Origin of the sequence: Nonomuraea sp. NPDC049309 (assembly GCF_043196965.1) — a bacterium.
GTDB classification, from domain to species: domain Bacteria; phylum Actinomycetota; class Actinomycetes; order Streptosporangiales; family Streptosporangiaceae; genus Nonomuraea; species Nonomuraea fastidiosa.
This window is the reverse complement of sequence record NZ_JBICSH010000002.1, coordinates 648,672-672,039: the sequence shown is the minus strand read 5'-3', so window position 1 is coordinate 672,039 and position 23,368 is coordinate 648,672. Positions and strand designations below refer to the sequence as shown.

Below are 23,368 nucleotides of genomic sequence, written 5' to 3'. Positions count from 1 at the left end.
GAGGATGTCACTCCTCATTTCGCCAGTGCCACCTGGGTCCTGCCGGTGACGGCGGCCCCGCGCGACCGCTCGCGCCAGATGGTCCGCAGCACCCGCCAGCCGTCGCGCACGGCGTGCAGGTTGCTGGTGCCGTGGATGCGGGAGCGCTCGCGGCTCGGGACCTCGCGGATGACCAGGCCGGCCTGGGCGGCGCGGACGTTCATCAGCGTCTCGATCTCGAAGCCGTCGCAGTCGAGGTCGAGCACCTCCAGGTGGCGCCGCCAGAAGGCGTTGTAGCCGTAGCAGAGGTCGGTGTAGCGGGTGCCGTAGAGCAGGTTGGTGATCGCGGTGAGGAACCTGTTGCCGAGCGAGCGGATCGGGCTGAGGTCGTCCGAGCCGCCACCAGGGGCGTACCTGGAGCCCTTGGCGAAGTCGGCGCCGTTGATGAGGGTGGCGACGAAGGAGCGGATCTCCCTGCCGTCGGTCGAGCCGTCCGCGTCGATCATGACGATGATGTCGCCGCGGGCGGCCTGGAAGCCCTCGATGAGGGCGTTGCCCTTGCCGCGCCCGCTCTGGGTGACGACCCGGAGGTCTGGGCGCAGCCTGCGCGCGACGGCGACGGTGTCGTCGGTCGAGTTGCCGTCGACGAGGATGACCTCGTCGATCCAGTCGGGCAGCGTGGCGAAGACGTGAGGAAGGTTCTCGGCCTCGTTCATCGCGGGGACGATGACACTGACGCTCGCGGCGAAAGGCGGCTTGTTCATGCCACAAAGGTTTCCCCGTGCACATGCAAGCCGCTTGATGATTTCTTGCAGAGGTGGCGATTATCCCGGCGGGTCCGCTATTTGTGCTTCTCTGGCCTTGGAAATGATCTCGTCAATGGTCTCGCCGGGCGTTTGCCGCGAGGTGTCGAGCCACAGGCCGATACGCGGCGTCTCCTCCCTGAGTGCGGCGTCTAGCTGGGCGATCGTCCATCCGCCGCCGTAGCCGGTCTTGGCGCGGGCGCGTGATCCGGGGTCAATACGATCACATAAATCGGCCGCGATCGTATCATTTCCACAAATGGCCGTGGATTGCGCCCAAGAATGACATCTTGAACGATTGCCGTAAATCCGGCATCGCACTATGTATCGGCCGTGACGGCGGCGAGCCGATAACGCAGATGAAGCCGGCGCACCGCCTCGGCACCCGCCTTCGGCGTCATCTCCGCACGCCCGCCGGCCACCATCCGGCGGAACACGTCGCCCCGTACGTGCGCCGCGCGCGGCAGCCGCTCGGCCAGGCCCTGCGCCACCGTGGACTTGCCCGCGGCCGAGACGCCGGTGATGACGACGACGCCCTTCACCGCCCGACCAGCTTGCGCACCTGATCGGCGCCCACCGCCATGAGCAGCGTGGGCAGCCGGGGGCCCGTGTCGCGGCCGACCAGCAGCTTGTACAGCAGCGCGAAGAATTCCCGCTGCGCCGCCTTGAGCTCGGGCGTGGCCTTCGCGTCCGGCGGCAGGCCCGCCTGGATCTTCGGCACGCCGTACACGAGCTCGGTCAGACCGTCGAGCGTCCAGTTGTCGAGGCCGTCGGCGAGCAGCCGCAGCGCCTCGCGCTCGCCGTCACTGAGCGAGCCGAGCAGCTCGTGGTCGGGCGACTCGCGCACCCGCGTGCGCTGGTCGGCGGGCAGGTATTCGGCCACCCAGCGCTGCGCCCTGTCGAGCCGGGGCCGCACCTCGTCGAGCGACCGCACGCCGTCGAGGTCGCGCAGGATGCGCAGGGTCTGCTCGGCGTGGCCGGTGGTGATGTCGAGCACCGAGGCGAGCGTGCGGTAGGCCACCGGGTGGGGCGTCGCCGGCAGCGGGCCCGCGGCGGTGGACACGGCCCTGGTGTAGGCGGCCAGCTCGGCGGGCTGCGCCTGGCCGCTTTCGACCTTGCGGCCGAGCGCGTCCCACTCGTCGTACAGCCGCTGGATCTCGTGGTCGAAGGCGATCTTGAACGACTGGGCGGGCTTGCGGCGGGCGTACAGCCAGCGCAGCACCGGCGCCTCCATGATGCGCAGCGCGTCGGACGGCGTCGGCACGTCGCCCTTCGAACTGCTCATCTTGGCCATGCCGGTGATGCCGACGAACGCGTACATCGGCCCGATCGGCTGCTCGCCGCCGAACACCTCGCGCACGATCTGACCGCCCACGACCCACGCCGAACCCGGCGAGTGGTGATCGACGCCCGACGGCTCGAAGATCACCCCCTCGTGGGCCCAGCGCATCGGCCAGTCGACCTTCCACACCAGCTTGCCCTTGTCGTGCTCGGCCAGCCGCACGGTCTCGCCGAAGCCGCACTCGCAGGTGTAGGCGAGCTCGGTGGTCTCGTCGTCGTAGGCGGTGACCGTGGTGAGGTCGCGCCCGCACAGCTCGCAGTACGGCTTGTACGGGAAGTACTCGCCCTCCCGGGCCGGCTCGCCCTGCTGCTTGGTGCGGTAGCGGGAGAGCACGGCGTCGATCTTCGCCCGCTCGCGCACCGCCAGCAGGATCTGCTCGCGGTAGGCCCCCGACGTGTACTGCTCGGTCTGGCTGATGGCGTGGACCTCGACGCCCAGCTCGGCCAGCGCCTCCACGAAGGGCGCCTTGAAGTGCTCGGCCCAGGTGGCGTAGGGGCTGCCGGGCGGGGCGGGCACCGCGGTCAGCGGCTTGCCGATGTGCTCGGCCCATGACGGGTCGATGCCGGCGGGCACCCTGCGGAAGCGGTCGTAGTCGTCCCACGACAGCAGGTGGACGACCTCGTGACCGCGCCGCCTGATCTCGTCGGCGACCAGGTGGGGCGTCATGATCTCGCGCAGGTTGCCCAGGTGGATCGGGCCCGACGGGCTCAGCCCTGAGGCGCAGACGATCGGCCGGCCGGGCGCGCGCCGCTCCGCCTCGGAGATCACCTCGTCCGCGAACCTGGAGACCCAGTCGGTCTCCCTACTGTCAGCCATCGCAGCATTGTCGCGGCTCCGCGAGCCGTAAGCCAACGCGATTCGGCTCATAGGGGGTCGTGGGGCTCGATGCGGGGGTCGGCGAAGACCTCGGCGAGCTCGTGGCTGACCCGTCGCGCCGCCTCGTCGGTGACCCGCAGGACGTGGCGGCCGGGGGCGACGGGCACGAGCCCGAAGTCGGCGTCGGCGTCGTCGTCGGACAGGCCGAGCAGGCGCAGCGCGTCGCCCAGGGTGGCATCGGGCGGCAGGCGTACCTGGATCATCGCCATGTCAGGCCGCGACGGTGCGGTTCTGCCGGGCGAGCGCGGCGAGCACGCCGGGCGGGTCGATGACGCCGAAGCCGTAGTCGTAGTCGAAGCCGACCGTGCTGCGGTCGTCGGCGGTGCGGTGGAGCAGCGTACGGAGCTGGGCGGGCGACAGCTCGGTCGCCGAGCGGCGCGTCCTGACGGCGGCCACCACGCCGGCCGCGACCGGGCAGGCCGCGGAGGTGCCGGTGTCGGCGGGGCCGACCGCATCCGACCCCGCGAAGTGCGTGTAGGCGCACAGGTCGGGTTTGCGCTCCGACAGCCTGCCGGGCCCCTGCGAGGAGTAGCCGACCCGCTCGCCCCGCGTGTCGACGCCGCCGACGGACAGCACGGCGGGGTGCGAGTTGGCGCCCACGATGGTCCTGTCGGGGTAGCCGCAGCGCCCGTCGGGGCACTCGCGGCCGCAGTTTCCCGCCGAGAACAGGATGTCGGCGCCCGCCTCCGCCAGGCTGCCCACGATCACGTTGAAGGGGTGCGCAGGGTTGTCGGAGTAGTTGCCGGGATGGCCTGGCGGGAAGTCCATGTCGGGCGAGAACAGCCCCCAGCTGTTGCTCACCACCAGCGCCCTGGACTCGGCCGGCATGGCCCGCAGCACGCGGTCGAGGTGGGCGTATGCGGCCAGCGCGTCCGACAGCAGGCCGTCGGCGAGCGAGCCGCCCTCGCGCCTGCTGAGCAGCACGGGGATGTCGAGCAGCGTCGCCTTGGGCGCGGCGAGCAGCACGTCGAACGCGCACATCGTGCCGTGGCCGACCGGGTGGCGACCGGGCCGCGCGGGCACGCCGGGCGGGCTCCAGCTCCGCTGGGCGTCGAGCGTCACCTCGTGGCCGATGCGGGCGGCGACGTGGTCGGCGTCGACCCCGCCGTCGACGATCGCGACCGTGACGCCCTCGCCGTCGTGGCCCGCCTCCCACAGCTCCTCGGCGTGCAGCAGCCCCCTGACCTCCCGCCAGTCGCCCACGGGGCCGTCGCCGCCGCAGACGGGGTGCGGCTGGATGTGCGGGTCGGCGAAGACGCCGGCGACCTCGCGTACGGAGGAGGTCAGCAGCGCGGAGCGGGTCGCCAGGTCGCCGTCGGAGATCTCGCCCCTGACGAGCACCGAGGCGTCTTCCGGCGTCATCGAGAACTGCATGCGCTGGTGGGGCGAGAGCGAGACGGGGCGGGGCACGGCGACGGGCTCGAACGCCTCGTCGATGGCGACCCCCGGCAGGTCGCCCGCGACGTCGGCCGCCGCGCTGCTCGCTCCGGTGTCCATCACCGACGCGACGACGTCGGCGGCCGGCCGGAGCTGGATCATGACACGCATGGGCATCCCCTTGAGCGTTCGGTTACCGCATGATTACCCATGGTAATCACCGGAGACACCCGTGGGACCGGACCCGCCGCCGGGCCCGGTCACACGCGCTCGTCACAGGGTGGCCGCGTACGGATCCCAGTCCTCCGGCAGCGGCGCCGGAGCCTCGGGAGCGGAGTCGATGTCGCGGAACTCGGACCGCTCGCCCGACTCCGTGATCGCCGACATCAGCTCGAGCACGTGGTAGGTCAGCTCGCCGGAGGCGCGGTGCGGCACTCCCGCACGGATCGACCGCGCCATGTCGAGCACGCCGATGCCCCGCCCCGCCGTCGTGCCGGTGACCGGCAGCTCGCGCCAGTCGGCATCGCCCGGCCGGCGCACCAGCAGCGGCCCCTCGAACGTGTTGGGATCGGGCAGCGAGAGCGCGCCCTCGGTGCCGATCACCTCGATCATCGTCTTGCTGATCGGTGAGTCGAAGCTGAACGTGGCCGACGCCGTCGCCGTGCCGGGGAAGTCCAGCAGGGCGTTGACGTGGGTGGGCACGTCCACGGGGAAGAGCGTGCCCGCCTTCGGCCCCGAGCCGACCACCCGCTGGTCGCGGGCCCTGCGCGTGCCCGCCGCCACCCGGACGGCGGGGCCGAGCAGCGCGACCAGCGCCGTCAGGTAGTAGGGACCGAGGTCGAACAGCGGGCCGCCGCCCGGCTGGTAGAAGAACTCCGGGTTGGGGTGCCACGACTCCGGCCCGAGGCTCTGTGTGGCCGCGGTGACCGCCACCGGCCTGCCGATCGTGCCCGACGCGATGGCCCGCAGCGCCGACTGCAGGCCCGCGCCGAGGAACGTGTCGGGCGCGCCGCCCACCCGCAGCCCGCGGTTCTCCGCCTCCGACATGACCTTGGCGGCCTCGCCGGGGGTCATCGCCATCGGCTTCTCGCCGTACACGTGCTTGCCGGCGCGCAGGCTCTCCAGCGCGACGGCCGCGTGCGCGGACGGGACGGTGAGGTTGACGACGATCTCCACCCCGGGCACGGCGAGGGCGTCGGCGAGCGTGCCGGACACCTCCACGCCGTGCTCGCGGGCCACGGACGCGGCCCTGGCCGTGTCGATGTCGGCGACGGCGAGCACGCGCACGTCGGGGAACGAGGTGAGGTTACGCAGGTACTGGCCGCTGATCACACCGGCGCCGACGATGGCGACGCCGACGGGGCCATCGCTCACGAGCCCTCCAATGAGGTGAGGTACGTGTGGCTTTGCGCGAGGGCATCGAAGATGTCCGTCGCGCACTCGTCGAGCTCGACCACGCGCCGGGCGTCGGGGGCGGCCGCCAGGATCGCCGGCACCGGCATGGCGCCCGCGCCGACCGCGGTGTGCGGCTCGCCCTTGACCACGGGGCCGTCCTTGACGTGCAGTGCCTCCACCCGGCCGGCCAGGCGGCCGAGCAGGGCGGGCACGTCGGCGCCGCCCACGGCCGCCCAGTAGGTGTCGATCTCCAGGAACACCTCGGGCGCGAGCAGGTCGGCGAGCGCCTCGATGGCGTGCCTGCCGTCCACCTTCGGCTCGAGCTCCCACCAGTGGTTGTGGTAGCCGAGCCGTACGCCGTGCCGGGCCGCCTGCTCGGCCAGGCCGTTGAGCAGGTCGGCGGCCCGGCCGAGGCCGTCGCGGGAGGTGAACTCCTCCTGCGCGATCCCGGCCGGGACGATCACCTTGTCGGTGCCGATCGTGGCGGCCGCGTCGAACACTTCAGCGGGCTCGCGCTGCAGCAGCGCGATCGCGTGCGTGCCCGACACGCTCAGCCCCAGGTCGTCGGCGACCGTGCGGAAGCCCTTCGGGTCGTTCAGCGGGTCGAAGGGCTCGACGGCGCGGTAGCCGGCCTCGGCGACGCGGCGCAGCGTGGCGTCGCGGTCCTCGGCCAGCGCCTCGCGGACGGTGTAGAGCTGGACGCTGAGCGGCCCGCTCATCCACGCACCCCGAGCAGGTGCTCGAGGGCGAGCTGGTTGAGCCGGGTGAAGTGGAAGCCGCGGGCGGCCGCCTCATCCACGTCGAAGTCGTCCTTGGCGAGGTCCTGCCAGGTCTCGCCCTCGGCGAGCGTGGGCTTGCCCAGCTCGTCCACGCGCGAGGCCTTGAGCGCCTCCTGCACCTCGGGGTCGGCGCGGAAGGCGCGCGACTTCTCCTTGAGGATCAGGTACGTGCGCATGTTCGCCGCGGCGGAGTCCCACACGTCCTGCTTGTCCTCGGTGCGCAGCGGCTTGTAGTCGAAGTGGCGCGGGCCGTCGTAGCCGCCGTTCTCCAGCAGGTCCACCAGGAAGAACGCGCTCTTCAGGTCGCCGTGGCCGAAGATGAGGTCCTGGTCGTACTTGGGGCCGTGCTGGCCGTTGAGGTCGATGTGGAAGAGCTTGCCGTGCCACAGCGCCTGGGCGATGCCGTGGACGAAGTTGAGCCCGGCCATCTGCTCGTGGCCGACCTCCGGGTTGAGGCCCACCATCTCCGGGTGCTCCAGCTCGTTGATCAGCGCCAGGGCGTGGCCGATCGTGGGCAGGAGGATGTCGCCGCGCGGCTCGTTCGGCTTCGGCTCGATGGCGAAGCGGATGTCGTAGCCCTTGTCGATGACGTACTGGCACAGGACGTCCAGGCCCTCCTTGTAGCGCTCCAGCGCGGCCTTGACGTCCTTGGCGGCGTCGGACTCGGCGCCCTCGCGGCCGCCCCAGCACACGTACGTCTTCGCGCCGAGCGAGGCGGCGAGGTCGAGGTTGCGCATGACCTTGCGCAGCGCGTAGCGGCGGACGTCGCGGTCGTTGCTGGTGAACGCGCCGTCCTTGAACACCGGGTGGGTGAACAGGTTGGTGGTGGCCATCGGCACCTTCATGCCGGTCTCGTCGAGCGCCTTCTTGAAGGCGGCGATGGCCTTCTCGCGGTCGGGCTCGACGGCGAGCAGGTCGTCGTCGTGGAACGTGACGCCGTACGCGCCGAGCTCGGAGAGGCGGTGGACGGTCTCCACCGGGTCGAGCGGCGGGCGGGAGGCGTCGCCGAACGGGTCGCGGGCCTGCCAGCCCACGGTCCACAGGCCGAAGGTGAAGCGGTCCTCGGGAGTCGGCGTGAAGGAATCGGTCATTTCGGGCCCCTGTAACTATTAGTCCATAATCTGTACTTATCCTGAGGAGGTGGGCACCGTGTCGTCAAGAGGCGTCAGGCACGATTCCATGCGTGCCCGTAACCTGGCCGTAGTGCTGGCGACCATTCACCGATCAGGACCTCACACCCGCGCGGCGCTGGCCGAGAGGACCGGGCTCACCAAGACCACCGTATCCAGCCTGGTCGCCGACCTCCTGGAGGCCGGCGCGGTGACCGAGACCGGCGCCGTGCGCGCGGGCGAGCGCGGGCGCCCCGGCGTGGCGGTCAGCCTCAGCGGGCACCGGGTGGCCGCGCTCGGGCTGGAGATCAACATCGACTACCTCGCCGCCTGCGTCGTCGACCTCACCCGTACCGTCCGGGTGCGGCACCTCATCCCCGCCGACAACCGCAACTCCGACCCCGCCGCCATCCTCGAACGCCTGCGCGTCCTGGCCAAGGAGATCACCGCCGAGGCCGCCGCGGAAGGGCTGCGCGTCATCGGGGCGGCCCTGGCCGTGCCCGGCCTGGTCGAAGGCGGCACGCTGCGCAGCGCCCCGCACCTCGGCTGGCGCGACGTCCGCGTGGCCGACCTGGTGGACGTGCCCCTGGAGATCGACAACGAGGCCAACCTGGCGGCGCTCGGCGAGCTGTGGTTCGGCCCGCGCGACAGCGACTTCCTCTACGTCTCCGGCGAGATCGGCATCGGCGCGGGCCTCGTCGTGCAGGGCGGCGTGTTCCGCGGCACGTACGGGCTGGCCGGCGAGCTCGGCCACGTCGTGGTCGTGCCCGACGGGCCCGGCTGCCGCTGCGGCGGGCGCGGCTGCCTGGAGGTGTACGCGGGCCAGGACGCGCTGCTCGGCGACCTCGGCTCGGTGACCGAGCTGGTGCGCGCGCTGGAATCCGGCGACGAGCCGGCCCTGGAGGCGTGCCGGCGGGCGGGCCACGCGCTCGGCGTCGCGCTCACCTCCGCCGTGCACCTGCTCGACCCCGGCACGATCGTGCTCGGCGGCATCTTCGCGCCGCTGTTCCCCTGGCTGTCGGAGCCGGTCTCCGCCGGATTGAAGACCAGGCTCGGGCAGATGCGCGGCGGCCCTCCCGCGCTCGCCGTCTCGTCCACCGGCTCCGACGCCGCCGTGCTGGGGGCGGCCGGGCTGGTCATCCAGCAGATCATCGCCGAGCCCGCCAAGCTGCTCGGCCTGTGACCGGCCGCCCTCGTGATCCCTATCGTGCGGTGAGCGCGAACACCTTCAGATCCGGCACCGCCGTGCTGGTGAACGAGACCGCCTCGCGCGAGGCGTCCACCGGCACCGAGACCCGCCAGATCGTCACCTTGCGGCCGTCGGCCGTGCCATTGACGTTGTAACGGGTGTCGGCGGTCAGCGCCGGCTCCTCGCCGAAGTGCGCCGACGAGGCGGCCCAGTCCGTCACCCGCAGCGGGGCCGTGGAGGTGGTGCCGTCCGCGTAGGCGATCGTCAGCTCCGTCTGCCGGTCCCCGTTGACCGCCGTGACCAGCAGGTCGAGCGCCTGGTAGCGGCCGGGCGTCAGGTAGGTGCGCTGCCCGCGCAGGCTGTGGAAGTTGCCCGCCGTCCCCGTGGTCTCGGGGATGAGGAAGCCGTCGCGCACGCCGGGCTCGGGAAGCTGCTCGGCGGGGAAACTCCAGCCCTTGCCGTCCAGGTTGCCCTCATGGCGCGCGTCGGTGGTGGCGACGCCGTCCACGTCGTACTGCAGCCGCTGCGCGCATCCGTCGCCGACCGGCTCGCACTTCTCGGGCAGGTTCGGGATCGGCTCCCGCGCCGGCGTCACGTGATCGACGGGCAGGTCGGACTCGGCGGTCGCCCACTCCTTGTTCGGCGCCGTGCCCACGTTCACCGTCACCTCGCCGCCCTTGAGCGGCAGCGACTCCGGCAGCCACGACGTGGTGTGCGGCCTGCCGTTCAGCCTGACGCTCTGCACGTAGATCGCGTCAGGGCCGGCCTGCGGCGCGTTCACCGTGATCGTGGTGCCGTCGCCGCGCTCGATGCGCGCCTTCGGGAACATCGGGCTGGACAGCAGCATCTCCGCCCGGCTCGGCGTCTGCGGGTACATGCCGAGCGCGGCGAAGACGTACCAGGCCGACATCGTGCCGAGGTCGTCGTTGCCCGGCAGGCCGCTCGGCCCCGTCTTGTAGACCAGCGAGGCCATCGCCCGCACGGTCTCCTGGGTCTTCCACGGCTGCCCGAGCGCGTTGTACAGCCACGGCACGTGGATGCCCGGCTCGTTGGTCGGGTCGTAGCGGAAGCCGTCGCCGCCCGTCGCCCACGAGCCGTCGGGCTTGTGGAAGAAGGCGTCCAGCCGCGCGGCCGCCGCCTGCCTGCCGCCCATCGCGGCGGCCAGGCCCGACACGTCGTGCTGCACCATCCACGTGTACGTCGCGCTCGTGCCCTGCGCGAACCCGGACTCCGAGGTCGGCGAGAACGGCCACGCCCAGCTCCCGTCGGCCTTGCGCGCCTGCTGGTAGCCGCCCTCGGCCCCGGCCGACGGGTTGAACGTGTTGCGCCACCAGCTCGCCCTGGGCAGCAGCACGTCGCGCTCCTTGCGACGGCCGAGCCGGGCGGCCCAGTCGGCGAGCGCGAAGTCGGCGGTCGCGTCCTCCAGCGTCTCCGCCGCGCCGCCCCAGCAGTGGCAGGTGTCCTGCGGCGCGTAGTGCAGGCGCAGGTACTCGGCCAGGTTCGGCCGCTGGCCCTCGCACTGTCCCGGGCAGCCCCTGTCCGACAGTCCCGACTCGTGCGGCACCGTCGCCTGCCTGTACAGCGAGTCGAACGCGCCCCGCACGTCGAAGTTGCGCACGCCGAGCGCGTAGAACCCGGCAAGCGCGGGCGCCGACGGGTCGCCGGTCATGACGTGCGTCGGGCCGTTGACGTGCACCCAGCGGTCCCAGACGCCGCCGTTCTGCCTGGCCAGGTTGTACAGCGACTGGGCGTAGTCGCCGGCCACCTGCGGTTCGAGCAGGGCGAGGAGCTGGGTGTGCGCGCGGTACTGGTCCCAGCCGGAGAAGTTGCCGTACTGGACCTTCTGGCCCTTGCTCAGCCGGTGCACCTTCCCGTCGCTGCCCAGGTAGGTGCCGCCCACGTCGCTGGTGACGTTGGGCTGCTGGTAGACGTGGTACATCGCGGTGTAGAACGTGGTCAGCAGGTCGGGCGTGCCGCCCGACACCTGGATCGAGCGCAGCGCGTCGTTCCACGCCCTGCGGGCCTTCACGGCCACCGCGTCCACGCCGTCGTGGCTTGAGATCTCCGTCTCCAGGTTGCGGCGGGCCGCGTCGAGGCTCGTGTACGAGATGCCGATCCGCATCCGCACGTCCGCGTCCGACGAGGTGTCGAAGGTGACGTATCCGCCGGAGCCACGGCCCGCACGGTCGGCTCCCGTCGCGTAGCCCTCGCCGCCCGAGGCGGTCTTCGCGCCCTTGCGCAGCTCGCCGTTCACCCACGTGCCCTGGCCGGAGAACGCGCGGTCGAACGTGGCCACGAAGTGCAGGCGGTAGTAGCTCTTGCGGTTGTTCTCGCCGCCGTTGGCACGGCGGCCGCAGAAGGCGCCGGTCAGGACCGAGCCGGTCACCGTACGCGCCTTCGGGTCGATCGTGATCTCGGCGTCCTCGCTGCCGTTCAGCGAGTTCGACACCCGGAACAGCAGGTTCGCGGGCGAGCCCTTCGGGAACGTGAACTCGCCGACCCCGGCCCGCGTGGTGACCGCGAGGTCGGTCTTCACGCCCGAGTCGAGCGTCACCGTGTACCGGCCCGGCACGGCCTTCTCATGGGCGTGGTCGAACGAGCTCGCGTACACCGCGTCCGTCGTGTCGGCCGTCGGCGACGAGGTCACCTCGCCCGCGAACGGCATGATCGGCACGTCGCCCGCCGCTCCGGGGTGGCAGCCCGCGCCGTTGACGTGCGTCAGCGCGAACCCGCGCACGCGCGGTGTGTCGTAGGAGTAGCCGTTGGAGCCGGCGGCGTTCGTCTGGTCGCCCGCCGTGTTGGTCGGGCTCCACGAGATCATTCCGAACGGCACGACGGCCCCGGGGTAGGTGTTGCCGCCGCCGGCCGAGCCGATCAGCGGATCGACGTACGCGGCGGGGTCGGTGACCTTCGGAGGCTTGGAGGGGGTGCTTGCTGCGTCGGCCGGTACGGCGAGCCCGGTGGCCAGGACGGCACCTGCTAACGCCGTGGCGAGCCACGAACGGGGAGAGAACACCTCGTGATCACACTGCTCCACCTTAACCAGACAGTGAACGCCCCTGTAAGACCGGAGAAATCTTCAACTTCGGGGCGTCATCTGGCATCTTCCGAGTCTTAGATCCGCATTACACGGTGCCTTCTATGGTGACGGCCGAGACCGTACCTCGGGAGCAGCCCATGTCAGAGAGAAAGGCGAAGCGCAGGCGGGCCGCGATGCGGCGCGAGGAAGCGAAGCGGCGCGAGCAGCGCCGCCGTCTCAGGCGGAAGATCGGTTACGGCTCCGCCGCCGTACTGTCGGTGGTGTTCGTGGCGATCGGCGTGCTGGCGTACATCACGGCCGACGGCCCCTCACCCGCGGCCGGCACGGCACCCTCCGCGACGGCCACTCCCACGGCCACAGCCTCACCCACCGCCACCCCGTCCGCCGGGAAGACGGACGCCGGGAAGACGGACGGGAAGAAGACGGACGGCGGTAAGCCGGAGGACGGGAAATCGGACGGCGCTGAGCCGGAGGACGGCAAGCCGGACGGCGACAAGTAGCGCTGAGCTCACCTCCGTCCGCACCGTCGTCTGGTGACCGGCAGGGTCCCCGCACCGCCGGCCGTGAGGTTCCGCGCCGCCGGCCCGCCGCCCGCCGGATCAGGGCAGGCGGCGGGCCGGCGCGACATCGTGCCCCCGCGCACCGATGAGTTTCGGCGGCCCGTGAAGTCCATATCGGCACACACCGGGAACTTCCTGAGGGAGGCCGATATGCGGAAGATCACTGCGCAGCTCTTCATCTCGCTCGACGGTGTCGTGGAGGCGCCCGACCAGTGGCACTTCCCGTACTTCAACGAGGAGATGGGCGCGGCCATCTACGCGGGGCTGAGCAAGGCGGACACGCTGCTGCTGGGACGCAAGACGTACGACAGCTTCGCCGGCGCCTGGCCGGCGCGCGAGGAGGCAGGCGAGGTGGACGCCTCCTTCGCCAAGGTGCTCGGCGACGCCCGCAAGATCGTCGTGTCCCGGCAGCGGCTGGAGTTCACCTGGCGCAACAGCGAGCTGCTGCAGGGCGACCTCATCGAGGCCGTCACCGCGCTGAAGAACGAGCCGGGCGGGCCCATCGGGATGAGCGGCTCCGTCTCCGTCGTCCGCCAGCTCCTCGCCGCCGGACTGCTCGACGAGCTGCACCTGATGGTCCACCCCATCGCCGTGCGGAAGGGGGAGCGGCTGTTCGACGAAGGCGAGCCGGTGCCGCTGCGGCTGGTGTCGTCGGAGACGTTCACGACCGGCGTGCTGAACCTCCTGTACGCCCCCGCTCCCTCGCCCGGCACCGTCGGGTACGACGACGTCAAGAAGCGCATGTCGTAGCGCAGGCGACCAGCCTGAGACGTCTCACGCAGCGCGCTTGCCGCCGGAACGACCCGGCGAAAGGCACCGGACGTCGAAGGCCCGGATGATCAAAGTACCTCGTCGAGGCGCCACAGGCGGGCGGTCTCGTCCTGGCCGCCGGTATGAGCATCGTGCCGTCGGGGGAGAACGCGACCGAGTGCGTGGGCAGCGCGGAGACCTCGATCTCGGCCAGGAGGTCTCCGGTGCGCGTGCTCCACAAGCGGACGAAGTCGTCGTCGCCCGCCGTGGCGAGCATCGAACCGTCCGGGCTGTAGGCGACGTCGTTGACGGTGGCGGCGTGCCCGCGCAGGGTGAAGCGGAGCCCGTTCGTCTCGGCGTCCCAGATGAACGCGTCGCCGGATGCCGCACCGGCCGCGTACGTGGCGCCGTCGGGGGAGAAGGCGGCGCCGTACATCTCCTCGTTCGCCTTCGGATAGAGTTCGGTCATCATGGTGCCTGGCACCACGTTCCACCGGCGGACCGTCACGTCACCGGCGGTCACCAGGGCGTCCCCGGCGGGGGTGAACGCCACCGCGTGCACGTTGCCGAGGTGCCCGGTCAGCGTCTTCAGGTGCTCGCCCGTGGCGGGGTCCCACAGCCGGACAATCCTGTCCCCGCTCGCGCTGGCCAGCAGCCTGCCGTCGCGGCTGAACGCCAGGTCCTCGATCGCCTCCGGGTGCCCTGGCATGGTCCGCACTCGCCGGCCGCTGCGCACGTCGTACAGGCAGATGCCGTACGGGCACGGACCGGCGAGCAGCCGGCCGTCGGGCGCGAAGGCGACCGCCAGGCCCGAGCGGCCTTCCAGGGTGTGGAGGTGCGCTCCGGTCTGCGCGTTCCAGAGGTCGAGGCGATCGCCGGAGGCCGTGGCCACCAGCTTCCCGTCGGGACTGAACGCGACACCGTTCACGCTCTCCCCGTGCCCGTCGAGGGCGAGCGCGGGGCTCGTCCCGGTATTGAGCGCGATCAGCGTGGCGGCGACGAGCACGCCGGCCGCGAGGACGGCGCCCAGCGCGAACAGCGGTCTCCTGCCGCGCTTCGCAGTAGGGCTCGGGGGCTCGACGAAGGTCACGCGAAGGGTCCGCCCCGGGCTGTCGCCGGTCCCGCCCCGGTCCGCGTGATTCACCTGGTTTGCCGGGTTCGGCGGGGGAACCGGGGTCGTCGAGGCCGCCGGGTTCACCGGGGCCGGGACTTCCGGAGGTTTCGTCTTCGGGCTGAGCGGGCGGCAGACGTCCAGGATGTGGTCGAGGCTCGGCCGGGCGTCCGGGTCCTTCTCCAGGCAGGAGGCGATGAGCTTCACCAGCGGGCCGGGGACGCCGGACAGGTCGGGCCGCTCGTACACGATGCGATGGGTGATCGCCCACGGCGGGCCCTCGCCGAACGGGCTGCGCCCGGTCGCCGCGTACGCCAGCACGCAGCCCAGCGAGAACACGTCGGCAGCCGGCCCCACGGGCAGGGCCGTCACCTGTTCCGGGGACATGTACGCGGCGGTGCCGAGGACGGTGGAGGTGCGCCGAGCGCCGCGACCTCGGGCAGGGGGAGCGGGCCGCGCTCGCGTACCGCCTCGTGCAGGGTGGAACCGGGCACGTACGCGGTGGCCAGCCACGGCGGGTCGCCGTCGGGGTCGGCGTCCACGACCTGGGCGGTGTGGAAGCCGCCGACGCGGCGCGCCGCGGTGATCTCGGTCGCGAAACGCCGCCGGAAGTCGGGATCGTCGGCCAGCTCGGGGCGCACCACCTTCAGCGCGACGTCCCGCCCGCCGGGCGAGCGCCCGAGATAGACCTCTCCCATGCCGCCGCCGCCCAGCTTGCGCACCACCCGGTAGGGGCCGACCTGCTGTGGCGCGCGGGCGTCCGGGGACACGGCGGTCTCGGCCACCGTCGCCGCCTGCGACGGGGACACCGCCGGCGCCCGCACCCGCGCGGAGGACGTCCTCTGCCGCCGGAGTACCACGATCAGCGCCACAACGAGCCCGGCGATGACGACCACCGCGACGGTGATGATCACGAAGGGGAGGATGGAGGGAGCCGCTTCCGCCGCCGCCACATGTCCGACTGCTGCCACGTCCCTCCTCGCGACCGTCTGTGATCGGCTTGTCGCGGATGAACCCTAACGGTGAATCGGGGACGCTCGCGAGCCCTCTCGGCAAGCCCGAAACCCCGGCGGCATCGGGGTTTCCGAACCAACGGCGGTGCGGCCGCGTCAGACGAGATGATCACGCTTGCCCGGGAGACCGCATGAGTCTGACGCCGCTCGCCCACGACGATCCGACCCACATCGGTGCGTACGCGCTGGCCCGCCGCGTCGGCGCGGGCGGCCAGGGGGTCGTGTACGAGGCGTACGACCCGGCGGGCGTGCGGGTCGCGATCAAGGTGCTGCATCCGGGAGGAATCCGCCGCCCGCCCGCGAAAGAGGTGGCGGCGGCACGGCGGGTGTCGTCCTTCTCGACCGCCAAGATCCTCGAGGTCGACCTCGACGGCGAGCGGCCGTACATCGTGAGCGAGTTCGTGGACGGCCCCAGCCTGCGCGCGGCCGTGGCGCAGGCGGGCCCGTACGAGGGGGACGCGCTGCACCGGCTCGCCATCGGCATCGCCACCGCCATGGCCGCCATCCACGGCGCCGGCGTCGTGCACCGCGACCTGAAGCCCGAGAACGTGCTGCTCGCGCCGGACGGCCCGCGCGTCATCGACTTCGGCATCGCGCGCGTCCTCGAGGCGTCGTCCACGATGACCAACGGCCTGGCGGGGACGCCCGCGTACATGGCCCCGGAGCTGTTCCGCGGCGAGAACCCGCGTCCGGCCGCCGACGTCTACGCCTGGGGCATGATCATGGTGTTCGCGGCGACCGGGCGGGTGCCGTTCCAGCGGGAGCACCCGGCGGCGACCATCCACCAGGCCCTGACCACCGAGCCCGACCTCGACGGCGTGCCCGACTCGCTGCGCCCGCTGGTGGCCAAGGCGCTGTCCAAAGACCCGGACGAGCGGCCGTCCGCACCCGACCTGCTGCTGTCGCTGGTCGGCGTCGGCACCGCAGGCGTGGTCGAGCCGCCCGCCGGGCTGGACCGGCGCACCCCTGAACTCGGAGAGATCGCCGAAGACCTCTACCTGTCGCTCAGCGAGGACGAGCAGGCCGCGCTGCCCCTCGCCATGCTGCGCCTGTACGGCGCCGACGGCGAGCCGCGCACGGTGGACCTCGCCGACCTGGGCCCGATACCGGCACTCGGCAGGCTGGTCGAGCGCGGCCTGCTCGTCCGCGAGGGCGGATCGGTGCGCCCGGCGAGCGCGGCCCTGGTCCACGGCTGGCCGCGGCTGCGCGGCTGGCTCGCCGCCGAGCGGCCAGGACACGCCGTCCACCTGCGCATCAGCGAGGCCGCCCGCGAATGGGAGGCCAACGGCCACAAGGACGGCGACCTGCTCGGCGGCTCCTCACTCGACGCGGCCACCCGCTGGGCCGCCGAGCCGCACCCGTACCTGACACTGAACAGCCGCGAGCAGCACTACCTCGACGCGAGCATCCGAGCGGCGGGCCGGCGCACCAGGCGACGGCGCGCCACCGTCGTCACGCTCGCCACGCTGCTGGCGATCTCATTGGCCCTCGCCGGGGTGGCGCAGACCCAGCGGGCCATCGCCGAGGAACGCCGCATCGAGGCCGACAGGCGGCGTGACGAGGCCGTCGCACTCAACGTCGCCACCCGCGCCAACGACCTGCGCCAGTCCGACCCGGCCACCGCGATGAAGCTGAGCGTGGCCGCGCACGCGATGGCCTCGAGCGTCGAGACCCGCTCGGCGCTGCTCGCCTCCGCGACCCAGGTCGAGACGAAGGTGTTCAGCCCGCCGAGCGTGGACGTGCACGCCTTCAGCGGCGACGGCGGCACCGAGGCGGTGCTCCTCGGTCAGGAGGTGCAGATCTGGGACACCGTGAAGGGGACGCTCAAGCGGACGTTCCGCATCCCCGGAGTGAAACTCGACGACTACAGGGTCCAGCTGAGCGCCGACGGCGGCATCCTGGTGCTGAAGCCCTTCGACAAGGGCGAGACCCAGGTATGGAACGCCAAGACCGGTGAACGGCTCGACCCGCCCGCCACGTCCGTGAGCCTCGGCTGGCAGGGCCGCTACCTCATGGACGGCGACGGCCGTACGTACGAGCTGCCGAGCCTGACCCCGGTGCGGTCACCGCACCTGGAGGCGATGATCAAAGACAGCAAAGTGCGGGTCACCCGGGTGGGCGCCACCCGCGAGGACATCGCCGTCATCGACCTGTCCAAGCAGCGCGTGAGCGGGTCCTTCAATCCCGAGCCGGTTGCCCTGAACAAGGCGGGGACGCTCGTCGCCGTGGCCGATAGCGACAAGACCGTGATCGCGAGCGTCACCGGCGACACGCCGCCCAAGGTGGGCCGTCTGCACGAGAGCATGGGCACGACCGGCGGCACCGGCCTGCACCTGGTCGCCTTCGACGAATCCGGGACGGTGCTCGCCACCGCCTCGTCATGGGCGGTGCAGCTCTGGGACGTCACCAAGATGAGGGCGCTGCGGCAGTACGCCTTTCCCGGCTTCGCGCCCGAGCACCTGGCGTTCCGCGACGGCGGCGACACTCTCATGGTGGGCGCGTACGACGGCTCCGTGCGCATGCTCGACGTCGGGTGGTTCACTCATCCGTCGCGGCTGCGTACCGCGAAGGGAGAGCCGGACGACCTCATCGACGGCGCGGTCTTCAGCCCCGACGGCCGCACGCTGGCGACCTTGACCGAGCAGGCGATCCGCTTCTTCGATACCGCCACCCGACAGCAGCGCGGCGGTGACGTCGAAGGCCGGTGGAACGCACAGTGGAGCACGAGGAACTACACCAGGGTCACCCGGCCACCGCTCGCTTTCTCACCGGACGGCACGATGCTCGCCACGGCCCGCGACCGGCTCACGGTGTCGCTGATCGACGTGGCCAAGGCCAAGGAGGTGCGCGCGGCGAGCTTCAAGCAGGAGGACCCGGACAATCCTGGAGAGGTGCTGTCCGTGGCGTTCAGCCCGGATGGGAAGCGCCTGGCCGTCTCCACCAGCGATGCGCGCGCGGCGATCCTCGACGCCACGACGCTCCGCGTCCTCAGCGGGATCCGAACCGGGGATTTCGAACCGACCGTCGCCGTCTGGCATCCCAACGGTCACACCGTGGCGCTCGGTGCTCCCAACCAGATCCGCCTGTGGGAGGTCGGCACCGGCGGCGACGCGGCCACCACGACCGTCTCTTCGCGGCAACCGGGCGATCCGCTGGCGCGGGAGCACAGCAGCGAACCGCTGGCGTTCAGCCGCGGCGGCAGGCAGCTCGTCGTGCGCGGCGAGAACCAGTGCTACTGCGAGTTCCAGATCGGTCCCGAGGTGGACGCCCGCGTCTGGGTCTGGGACATGGAACGCCGCACGCCGGTGAACCCGCCCCTCGCCGGTCATAAGGAACCGGCACACCAGGCCGCCTTCTCCCCGGACGGCACGCTGATCGCCACAGTGAGCGCCGACGCCACCCTCCGCCTGTGGGACGCCAAGGATCACCGCCCCATCGGGCAGTCCATGGAACGGCACCGATGGGAGGCGCTCGCGCTCTCCTTCTCCCCGGGCGGCAAGCAGATCACCACGGTCGGTGCCGACAGCTCCATCCGTACGCTGCGGCTCGACGAGGCCGAGGTGACGGCGGCGGTGTGCGCGCGGGCGGGCGGCGGCCTGACCGAGGCCGAATGGTCCCGCCACATCCCAGAGGTCCCCTTCCGCCGGACCTGCTGACGGTTAGGCTCGCTTTGTGGTGGGCGCCAGGTCCTCAGAGGAGATGAGCCGGTGGGCGGGCTTCACCGATGACCGCCCGCCCTTGGTGCTCGGCGTGTTCTTCTGGGGCTCGGCGTTCATCAGCGCCGTATCGGTCGCGGGCGTGCTCTGGAGGCTGGAGGAGTTCACCTGGCCGCTGGCGAAGGCGTCCCTGCTGGCCGGGGCCGGTGCGCTGCCCCTGATCTGCGTGCTCTGGCCGCTGCTGCCGTGGCGGCCGCGGCCGTCGCCGCCGCGCAGGGCGGTCGCCGTGACGTTCCTGGCCGCGAGCCTGCTGCTCCTTCCCGCCGGCGGCGCCGTGGCCCCGCTCATCGTCAGCGTGGCGGTGGGCAACGCGCTGACCGTGTTCGGGCGGCGCGGCAGCATCGCGTACGTGGCGACGGCCGCGCTGTCAGGTGTCGTGCTCGGCCTGTTCCATCCCCAGCGGCCGGTGCTCGCGAGCGTGATCGACGGAGTGCTGGTGCTGCTCCTCGGCCTGATCATCATGGTCGTGGTGGCCGCGATGATCGAGTCCCAGCGCCGAGCCGAGGAGACCAGGCGGCTCCTGGCCGACCTGGAGGAGGCGCACGCCGAGCTGCGGCGCTACGCCGCCCGTACGCGTGACCTCGCCATCGCCGAGGAGCGCGCCCGCATGGCCAGGGACATGCACGACTCGGTCGGCCACTACCTGACGGTGATCAACATGGGCCTCGCGAACGCCGAGCGCTTCCGCACCGCGCGCCCCGAGGCCGCATGGGACGAGGTGCGCCAGGTCAAGGAGCTGACCCTGGAGGCCCTGGCCGAGACCCGCCGCTGGGTGCGGGCGCTCAGGCCGCTGCGCATGGAGGGCCGTACAGGGGTCGAGGCCCTGCGCGCCCTCGCCCGCTCGTACGGCTCCGACGTGGCGTTCACGGTGACCGGAGCCTGGCCGAACCTGGACGAGGAGCGCGTGCTCGTCTGCTACCGCGTCATCCAGGAGGGCCTGACCAACGCGCTGCGCCACGCCAAGGCGGGGCACCTCGCGGTCGCTCTCGACGGCACGCCCGAGCGGGTGCGGGTGACGGTCACCGACGACGGCGAGGGAGCCGTACCGGAGACGACGGAGAACGGCTTCGGGCTGCGCGGCCTGCGCGAACGCCTGGAGGCGATCGGCGGCACCCTGGACGTGCGCAGCGAGCCGGGCGCGGGCTTCACCCTCCAGGCGGTGGTGCCGGTGCAAGCGACCGCGGAGGGGAGCACGCCGACGTGATCCGGGTACTGCTGGTGGACGACCAGGTCCTGATGCGGGAGGGCCTGCGCAAGCTGCTGGAGATCGAGCCGGGCATCGAGGTGGCCGGGTCCGCCCAGAACGGCGCGGACGCGCTCGCGCTGCTGTCGCGCACCCCGCCCGCCGATCATCCGCACGTGGCGCTCGTGGACGCCCGCATGCCCGTCATGGACGGGGTCGAGCTGGTCGCGCGGCTGCGTACCGAGTATCCGGGGATCGCGCCGGTGATCCTGACGACGTTCGACGATGACGACTACATCTTCGGCGGTCTGCGGGCGGGGGCCAAGGGCCACCTGCTCAAGGACACCCCGCCCGACGAGCTGGTGTCGGCGATCAGGCGGGTGGCGCGCGGCGAGACCGTGCTCGGCGGTGCCGCTACGGAACGCCTGGTCGCGGCCGTACGCGAGGGCGCCGTCCCCCGTACGGAATCCGCCCCCGACGAGCCGCCCTGCGGGCTGACCGGCCGCGAGTACGAGATCGCCCTGCTGGTCGGCTCGGGCGCCACGAACAGGGAGATCGCGCGCCGCCTGCACATCACCGAGGGCACCGTCAAGAACCACATCTCAAGCTGCCTGCGCAAGCTCGGCCTGCGCGACCGCACCCAGCTCGCGGTCTGGGTCGCCCGTCACCGATAGCGCGCGGCATGACTCCGGTCATACGTCCGGACATGACCCGTTCATGTCGCGCGGTGGATGCCGCGCCTCGACCCCGCGATCTACGGTGCTGCCATGCAGCACCACGAGCCCGCCGGCCTCCGTGCGGCGCGCCCGCCGTGGGCCGGCGTCATCGCCTCCGCCGCCGGTCTCCTCGCCATGATCGCGATCGCCTGGGCGCTGTGGGACTCCCTGCCCGAGCAGATCGTCACCCGCCAGGCCACCGACGACCGCGCGGGCGTCGCGGTTCCGCGGCTCGTCATGGCCGGCTCCCTGCCCGCCCTGCTGCTCGTCGTCGCCGTGCTCACGCCCGTGGGGCTGGCCGTCCAGCGCAGGCTGGCCCGTCACTTCCCTTCCTGGCTCGTCACCCAGCCGCACGTGCAGGCGCGGGCCATGAACATGCTCTTCGTCGTCCTGCCCCTGCTGTTCGTCACGCTCCAGGCCGTGATGCTGGGCAAGGAGGCCGGATACGACATCCCGGTGGAGCGGGTGTTGGGGGTGGTGGTCGGGGTCGTACTGATCGTCCTGGGCCGCGCGCTGCCCGCGCTCGGCTCGTCACACGCCGCGCCGGACGGCCCGATTGGCAGGCTGATCACGGCCTGGCAGCGGTCGCACCGCGAAGGCGGCCTGGCGCTGATGATCATCGGCGCCGCCTGCGCGGCGGGCTCGCTCTTCCTCCCGCCGATGCTCGTCGCGGTCACCTCGGCGCTGCTCATAGGCCCGATCTTCCTCATGATGGCCGTACGGGCCATCGCCCGGGCGCGCTGACCGGGACCAGACACGCCAGGCCGCCGTCCCCCTCCAGAACGGCGGCCGGCTTCTTCAGCGAGCCGAGGCTCAGCAGATCTTGTAGGCCTGCCGCGACGAGTTGTACGAGCAGGAGTCGATCAGCTTCCCTGCCGGGTTCCGCAGGTAGGCGGTGTCGCTGACCTGGTTCCAGATGTAGGCGAGCCTGCCGCCGCTCCTGCCCCAGTAAAGGGTGGTGCTGGTGTTCTTGCCCCTGCCGGTACGCAGGGTGACCGTCTTGCCGGGCTTCAGGACGAACTTGCCGAACGTGTAGATGTGGTCCCGTCGCCGGGTCGCGTCGCGGATCGTCCAGCCCGCGAGGTTGACGGCCTTCTTCGTCATGTTCCTGATCTGGACGTACTCGCCGTTCAGGCTGGCGTTGCCGCCGTTGTCCGGGGAACCGGGCGAGTCGTAGTAGATCTTCGTGATCTTGACCGGGGGAGCGGCGGCGTACGCCGGCTGCGCGACGGCGACGACGGACGCGGATAACAGGGCGGCGGTCAGCAGAGATCGAACACTCACGGGACGCCTCCTGGGGAGTGAGAGTTGAAGTGGAACGATCCTAATGATGTCGATGGGAAAGGAATGGACCGTTCCGTATCGGTTTGATGTCCCATACGCGTCCTGACTCCGAGTCGAGGAGCACACGGAGGAGCGGCCGGAAAACGTCGGGTTGATCGGCTGCCATCCACCCAGGTGATCCGGCGACCATGCCCCCTGGAAATCTGGAAGATCGTCTTCACGCCCGAGGATCACGCCCGTGCACGGATCGCTGCCCATCCCGACGTCGAGATCGAAACCACCGCCGTGCTCGACTCAAGTGAAAGTCTGGGACGACTCGCCGTCAGTCCAGGCCCGCGTAGATCCACTGAAGGGTGGTGTGGCAGGGCAAGGAGTTGGTACGCCGCGCGGCTAACTGTACGAATCGGGCGTCGCGCGGCGGAGCGCCGGTGATTTCGTGGTCTCCGCTGCCCGCTGTGATCGTGCCCTGCGCTATGGCTTTGCCGTCCACCCGTAATAAGTCCATCACGGCCGGACAGTCCCGGACCTCTTGCTGCTCCTCGACGAAGAGGCCCGCATCCAGGCGGAACCAGCCCCGGAATTTCGTCCGGTCGTGGATGTCCTCGCGTTCGAACCGGGTCTGCCCCGGCGGCCGTGCCGGTGGCCGAGAAGGCGACCGAAGCCCCGCCCAGATCGCGGCAGCCGTCCGCGTCACCGCCTGGTGGCGCATCCTCGGATGGCCGATCGCGCTGACCATCGGCGCCCCCTGGTCGCCACCTGGTACGCCGTCAGGTCCGCCCTGTACGCCGCGGCGTACCTCCTCGCTGCCGCCCGGAAGTAGGGCATCACCCTGATGTTCGCCACGCCGGAGCCGTCGTCGACGAGCCTGCCCCGCCGCGTCATGGCCGTCACCAGCAACAAGGCGTGCTTCGCGATCGGCGACCAGCAGTCCAACGACGCCATCCTCGGCACCGGCTCGTACAACGCGGGCATCTCCGCGGTCGGCCTGGTGCCCACGACCGAGGAGGGGCCCGCGACATCGGCACCTGCATGGCGCGCGGCTTCCAGCCCAAGCCCGGCCTGCTGCGCAGCTTCTACGTGGCAGCCGCGCAGGTCCCCCGGTCGTCGAGCGTGCGCTGGCGCTGCGCGCGAAGGCCGGCGTCACCT

General features: G+C 71.6%; 20 protein-coding genes. 7 read left to right on the top strand and 13 right to left on the bottom strand.

Translation table 11 applies throughout. The features are described 5' to 3' along the window. Window positions 1-14: 14 nt before the first annotated feature. The 8 genes from ACGFIM_RS17070 to xylA form a co-directional block, all read right to left on the bottom strand. Entirely contained in the window at window positions 15-743 is a 729-nt protein-coding gene (locus ACGFIM_RS17070) for a glycosyltransferase family 2 protein (protein WP_393201038.1), read from the bottom strand. 359 nt (window positions 744-1,102) lie between these two features. Then, a complete protein-coding gene (locus ACGFIM_RS17065) occupies window positions 1,103-1,324 on the bottom strand; it encodes an AAA family ATPase (RefSeq protein ID WP_393201036.1) in 222 nt (73 codons plus the stop codon). Next, window positions 1,321-2,940, bottom strand: a complete 1,620-nt coding sequence (gene lysS / locus ACGFIM_RS17060; RefSeq protein ID WP_393201034.1) for a lysine--tRNA ligase — start codon at window positions 2,938-2,940, stop codon at window positions 1,321-1,323. Before lysS ends, ACGFIM_RS17065 begins: the two co-directional genes overlap by 4 nt. Window positions 2,941-2,987: 47 nt before the next feature. Then, on the bottom strand, window positions 2,988-3,209 hold the full coding sequence (locus ACGFIM_RS17055) for a hypothetical protein (RefSeq protein WP_393201032.1): 222 nt from the start codon (window positions 3,207-3,209) through the stop codon (window positions 2,988-2,990). 1 nt (window position 3,210) lies between these two features. Continuing rightward, on the bottom strand, window positions 3,211-4,548 hold the full coding sequence (locus ACGFIM_RS17050) for a S8 family serine peptidase (RefSeq protein WP_393201030.1): 1,338 nt from the start codon (window positions 4,546-4,548) through the stop codon (window positions 3,211-3,213). Window positions 4,549-4,650: 102 nt separating this feature from the next. Further along, window positions 4,651-5,751, bottom strand: coding sequence for a Gfo/Idh/MocA family protein (locus ACGFIM_RS17045; protein WP_393201028.1), 1,101 nt, complete (start codon window positions 5,749-5,751; stop codon window positions 4,651-4,653). Further along, the gene (locus tag ACGFIM_RS17040) at window positions 5,748-6,491 is read right to left on the bottom strand and encodes a sugar phosphate isomerase/epimerase family protein (RefSeq protein ID WP_393201026.1); all 744 of its coding nucleotides are present in this window, start codon (window positions 6,489-6,491) and stop codon (window positions 5,748-5,750) included. The genes ACGFIM_RS17045 and ACGFIM_RS17040 overlap by 4 nt, the downstream gene beginning before the upstream one ends. After that, window positions 6,488-7,642, bottom strand: coding sequence for a xylose isomerase (gene xylA / locus ACGFIM_RS17035; protein ID WP_393201024.1), 1,155 nt, complete (start codon window positions 7,640-7,642; stop codon window positions 6,488-6,490). The genes ACGFIM_RS17040 and xylA overlap by 4 nt, the downstream gene beginning before the upstream one ends. A gap of 112 nt (window positions 7,643-7,754) precedes the next feature. Between xylA and ACGFIM_RS17030 the strand changes: the two genes are divergently transcribed. Continuing rightward, the gene (locus ACGFIM_RS17030) at window positions 7,755-8,843 is read left to right on the top strand and encodes an ROK family protein (RefSeq protein WP_393201022.1); all 1,089 of its coding nucleotides are present in this window, start codon (window positions 7,755-7,757) and stop codon (window positions 8,841-8,843) included. Between the two features lie 19 nt (window positions 8,844-8,862). Here ACGFIM_RS17030 and ACGFIM_RS17025 read toward each other — a convergent pair whose 3' ends face one another. Further along, on the bottom strand, window positions 8,863-11,865 hold the full coding sequence (locus tag ACGFIM_RS17025; RefSeq protein ID WP_393201020.1) for a GH92 family glycosyl hydrolase: 3,003 nt from the start codon (window positions 11,863-11,865) through the stop codon (window positions 8,863-8,865). A gap of 161 nt (window positions 11,866-12,026) precedes the next feature. Between ACGFIM_RS17025 and ACGFIM_RS17020 the strand changes: the two genes are divergently transcribed. Together ACGFIM_RS17020 and ACGFIM_RS17015 are read left to right on the top strand one after the other, a co-directional pair. Further along, complete coding sequence (locus ACGFIM_RS17020; protein ID WP_393201018.1) at window positions 12,027-12,389, top strand: hypothetical protein; 363 nt, start codon at window positions 12,027-12,029, stop codon at window positions 12,387-12,389. A 210-nt stretch (window positions 12,390-12,599) separates the two neighbouring features. Next, window positions 12,600-13,199 carry a dihydrofolate reductase family protein gene (locus tag ACGFIM_RS17015; protein ID WP_393201016.1) on the top strand — a complete coding sequence of 200 codons (600 nt, stop codon included), beginning with the start codon at window positions 12,600-12,602 and terminating at the stop codon, window positions 13,197-13,199. Here ACGFIM_RS17015 and ACGFIM_RS17010 read toward each other — a convergent pair. After that, a complete protein-coding gene (locus tag ACGFIM_RS17010) occupies window positions 13,180-14,697 on the bottom strand; it encodes a protein kinase family protein (protein ID WP_393201014.1) in 1,518 nt (505 codons plus the stop codon). The two genes, ACGFIM_RS17015 and ACGFIM_RS17010, sit on opposite strands and share 20 nt — an antisense overlap. Continuing rightward, on the bottom strand, window positions 14,679-15,224 hold the full coding sequence (locus ACGFIM_RS17005) for a hypothetical protein (RefSeq protein ID WP_393201012.1): 546 nt from the start codon (window positions 15,222-15,224) through the stop codon (window positions 14,679-14,681). The genes ACGFIM_RS17010 and ACGFIM_RS17005 overlap by 19 nt, the downstream gene beginning before the upstream one ends. A 230-nt stretch (window positions 15,225-15,454) precedes the next feature. Between ACGFIM_RS17005 and ACGFIM_RS17000 the strand changes: the two genes are divergently transcribed. From ACGFIM_RS17000 to ACGFIM_RS16985, 4 genes are all read left to right on the top strand, one after another. Continuing rightward, complete coding sequence (locus ACGFIM_RS17000) at window positions 15,455-18,979, top strand: protein kinase (protein WP_393201010.1); 3,525 nt, start codon at window positions 15,455-15,457, stop codon at window positions 18,977-18,979. Window positions 18,980-18,995: 16 nt separating this feature from the next. Further along, window positions 18,996-20,243 (top strand): sensor histidine kinase, encoded by a 1,248-nt coding sequence (locus tag ACGFIM_RS16995; protein WP_393201008.1) that lies wholly within the window; start codon window positions 18,996-18,998, stop codon window positions 20,241-20,243. After that, a complete protein-coding gene (locus ACGFIM_RS16990) occupies window positions 20,240-20,896 on the top strand; it encodes a response regulator (RefSeq protein ID WP_393201006.1) in 657 nt (218 codons plus the stop codon). Before ACGFIM_RS16995 ends, ACGFIM_RS16990 begins: the two co-directional genes overlap by 4 nt. 93 nt (window positions 20,897-20,989) lie before the next feature. After that, window positions 20,990-21,682: a hypothetical protein gene (locus tag ACGFIM_RS16985; RefSeq protein ID WP_393201004.1), complete on the top strand. Its 693-nt coding sequence runs from the start codon at window positions 20,990-20,992 to the stop codon at window positions 21,680-21,682. Window positions 21,683-21,751: 69 nt separating this feature from the next. Here ACGFIM_RS16985 and ACGFIM_RS16980 read toward each other — a convergent pair whose 3' ends face one another. Continuing rightward, complete coding sequence (locus ACGFIM_RS16980) at window positions 21,752-22,222, bottom strand: lamin tail domain-containing protein (RefSeq protein ID WP_393201002.1); 471 nt, start codon at window positions 22,220-22,222, stop codon at window positions 21,752-21,754. Between the two features lie 322 nt (window positions 22,223-22,544). Beyond that, the gene (locus ACGFIM_RS16975) at window positions 22,545-22,958 is read right to left on the bottom strand and encodes a hypothetical protein (RefSeq protein ID WP_393201000.1); all 414 of its coding nucleotides are present in this window, start codon (window positions 22,956-22,958) and stop codon (window positions 22,545-22,547) included. Window positions 22,959-23,368: the final 410 nt, after the last annotated feature.

Bases quoted from the DNA above. Each gene is read 5' to 3' on its own strand.
- ACGFIM_RS17055 (WP_393201032.1), bottom strand. From the start codon at position 3,209: ATGGCGATGATCCAGGTACGCCTGCCGCCCGATGCCACCCTGGGCGAC.
- xylA (WP_393201024.1), bottom strand. From the start codon at position 7,642: ATGACCGATTCCTTCACGCCGACTCCCGAGGACCGCTTCACCTTCGGC.
- ACGFIM_RS17000 (WP_393201010.1), top strand. From the start codon at position 15,455: ATGAGTCTGACGCCGCTCGCCCACGACGATCCGACCCACATCGGTGCG.
- ACGFIM_RS16985 (WP_393201004.1), top strand. From the start codon at position 20,990: ATGCAGCACCACGAGCCCGCCGGCCTCCGTGCGGCGCGCCCGCCGTGG.
- ACGFIM_RS17015 (WP_393201016.1), top strand. From the start codon at position 12,600: ATGCGGAAGATCACTGCGCAGCTCTTCATCTCGCTCGACGGTGTCGTG.
- ACGFIM_RS17020 (WP_393201018.1), top strand. From the start codon at position 12,027: ATGTCAGAGAGAAAGGCGAAGCGCAGGCGGGCCGCGATGCGGCGCGAG.
- ACGFIM_RS17010 (WP_393201014.1), bottom strand. From the start codon at position 14,697: ATGTCCCCGGAACAGGTGACGGCCCTGCCCGTGGGGCCGGCTGCCGAC.
- lysS (WP_393201034.1), bottom strand. From the start codon at position 2,940: ATGGCTGACAGTAGGGAGACCGACTGGGTCTCCAGGTTCGCGGACGAG.
- ACGFIM_RS17070 (WP_393201038.1), bottom strand. From the start codon at position 743: ATGAACAAGCCGCCTTTCGCCGCGAGCGTCAGTGTCATCGTCCCCGCG.
- ACGFIM_RS16975 (WP_393201000.1), bottom strand. From the start codon at position 22,958: ATGGTCAGCGCGATCGGCCATCCGAGGATGCGCCACCAGGCGGTGACG.
- ACGFIM_RS17050 (WP_393201030.1), bottom strand. From the start codon at position 4,548: ATGCGTGTCATGATCCAGCTCCGGCCGGCCGCCGACGTCGTCGCGTCG.
- ACGFIM_RS17040 (WP_393201026.1), bottom strand. From the start codon at position 6,491: ATGAGCGGGCCGCTCAGCGTCCAGCTCTACACCGTCCGCGAGGCGCTG.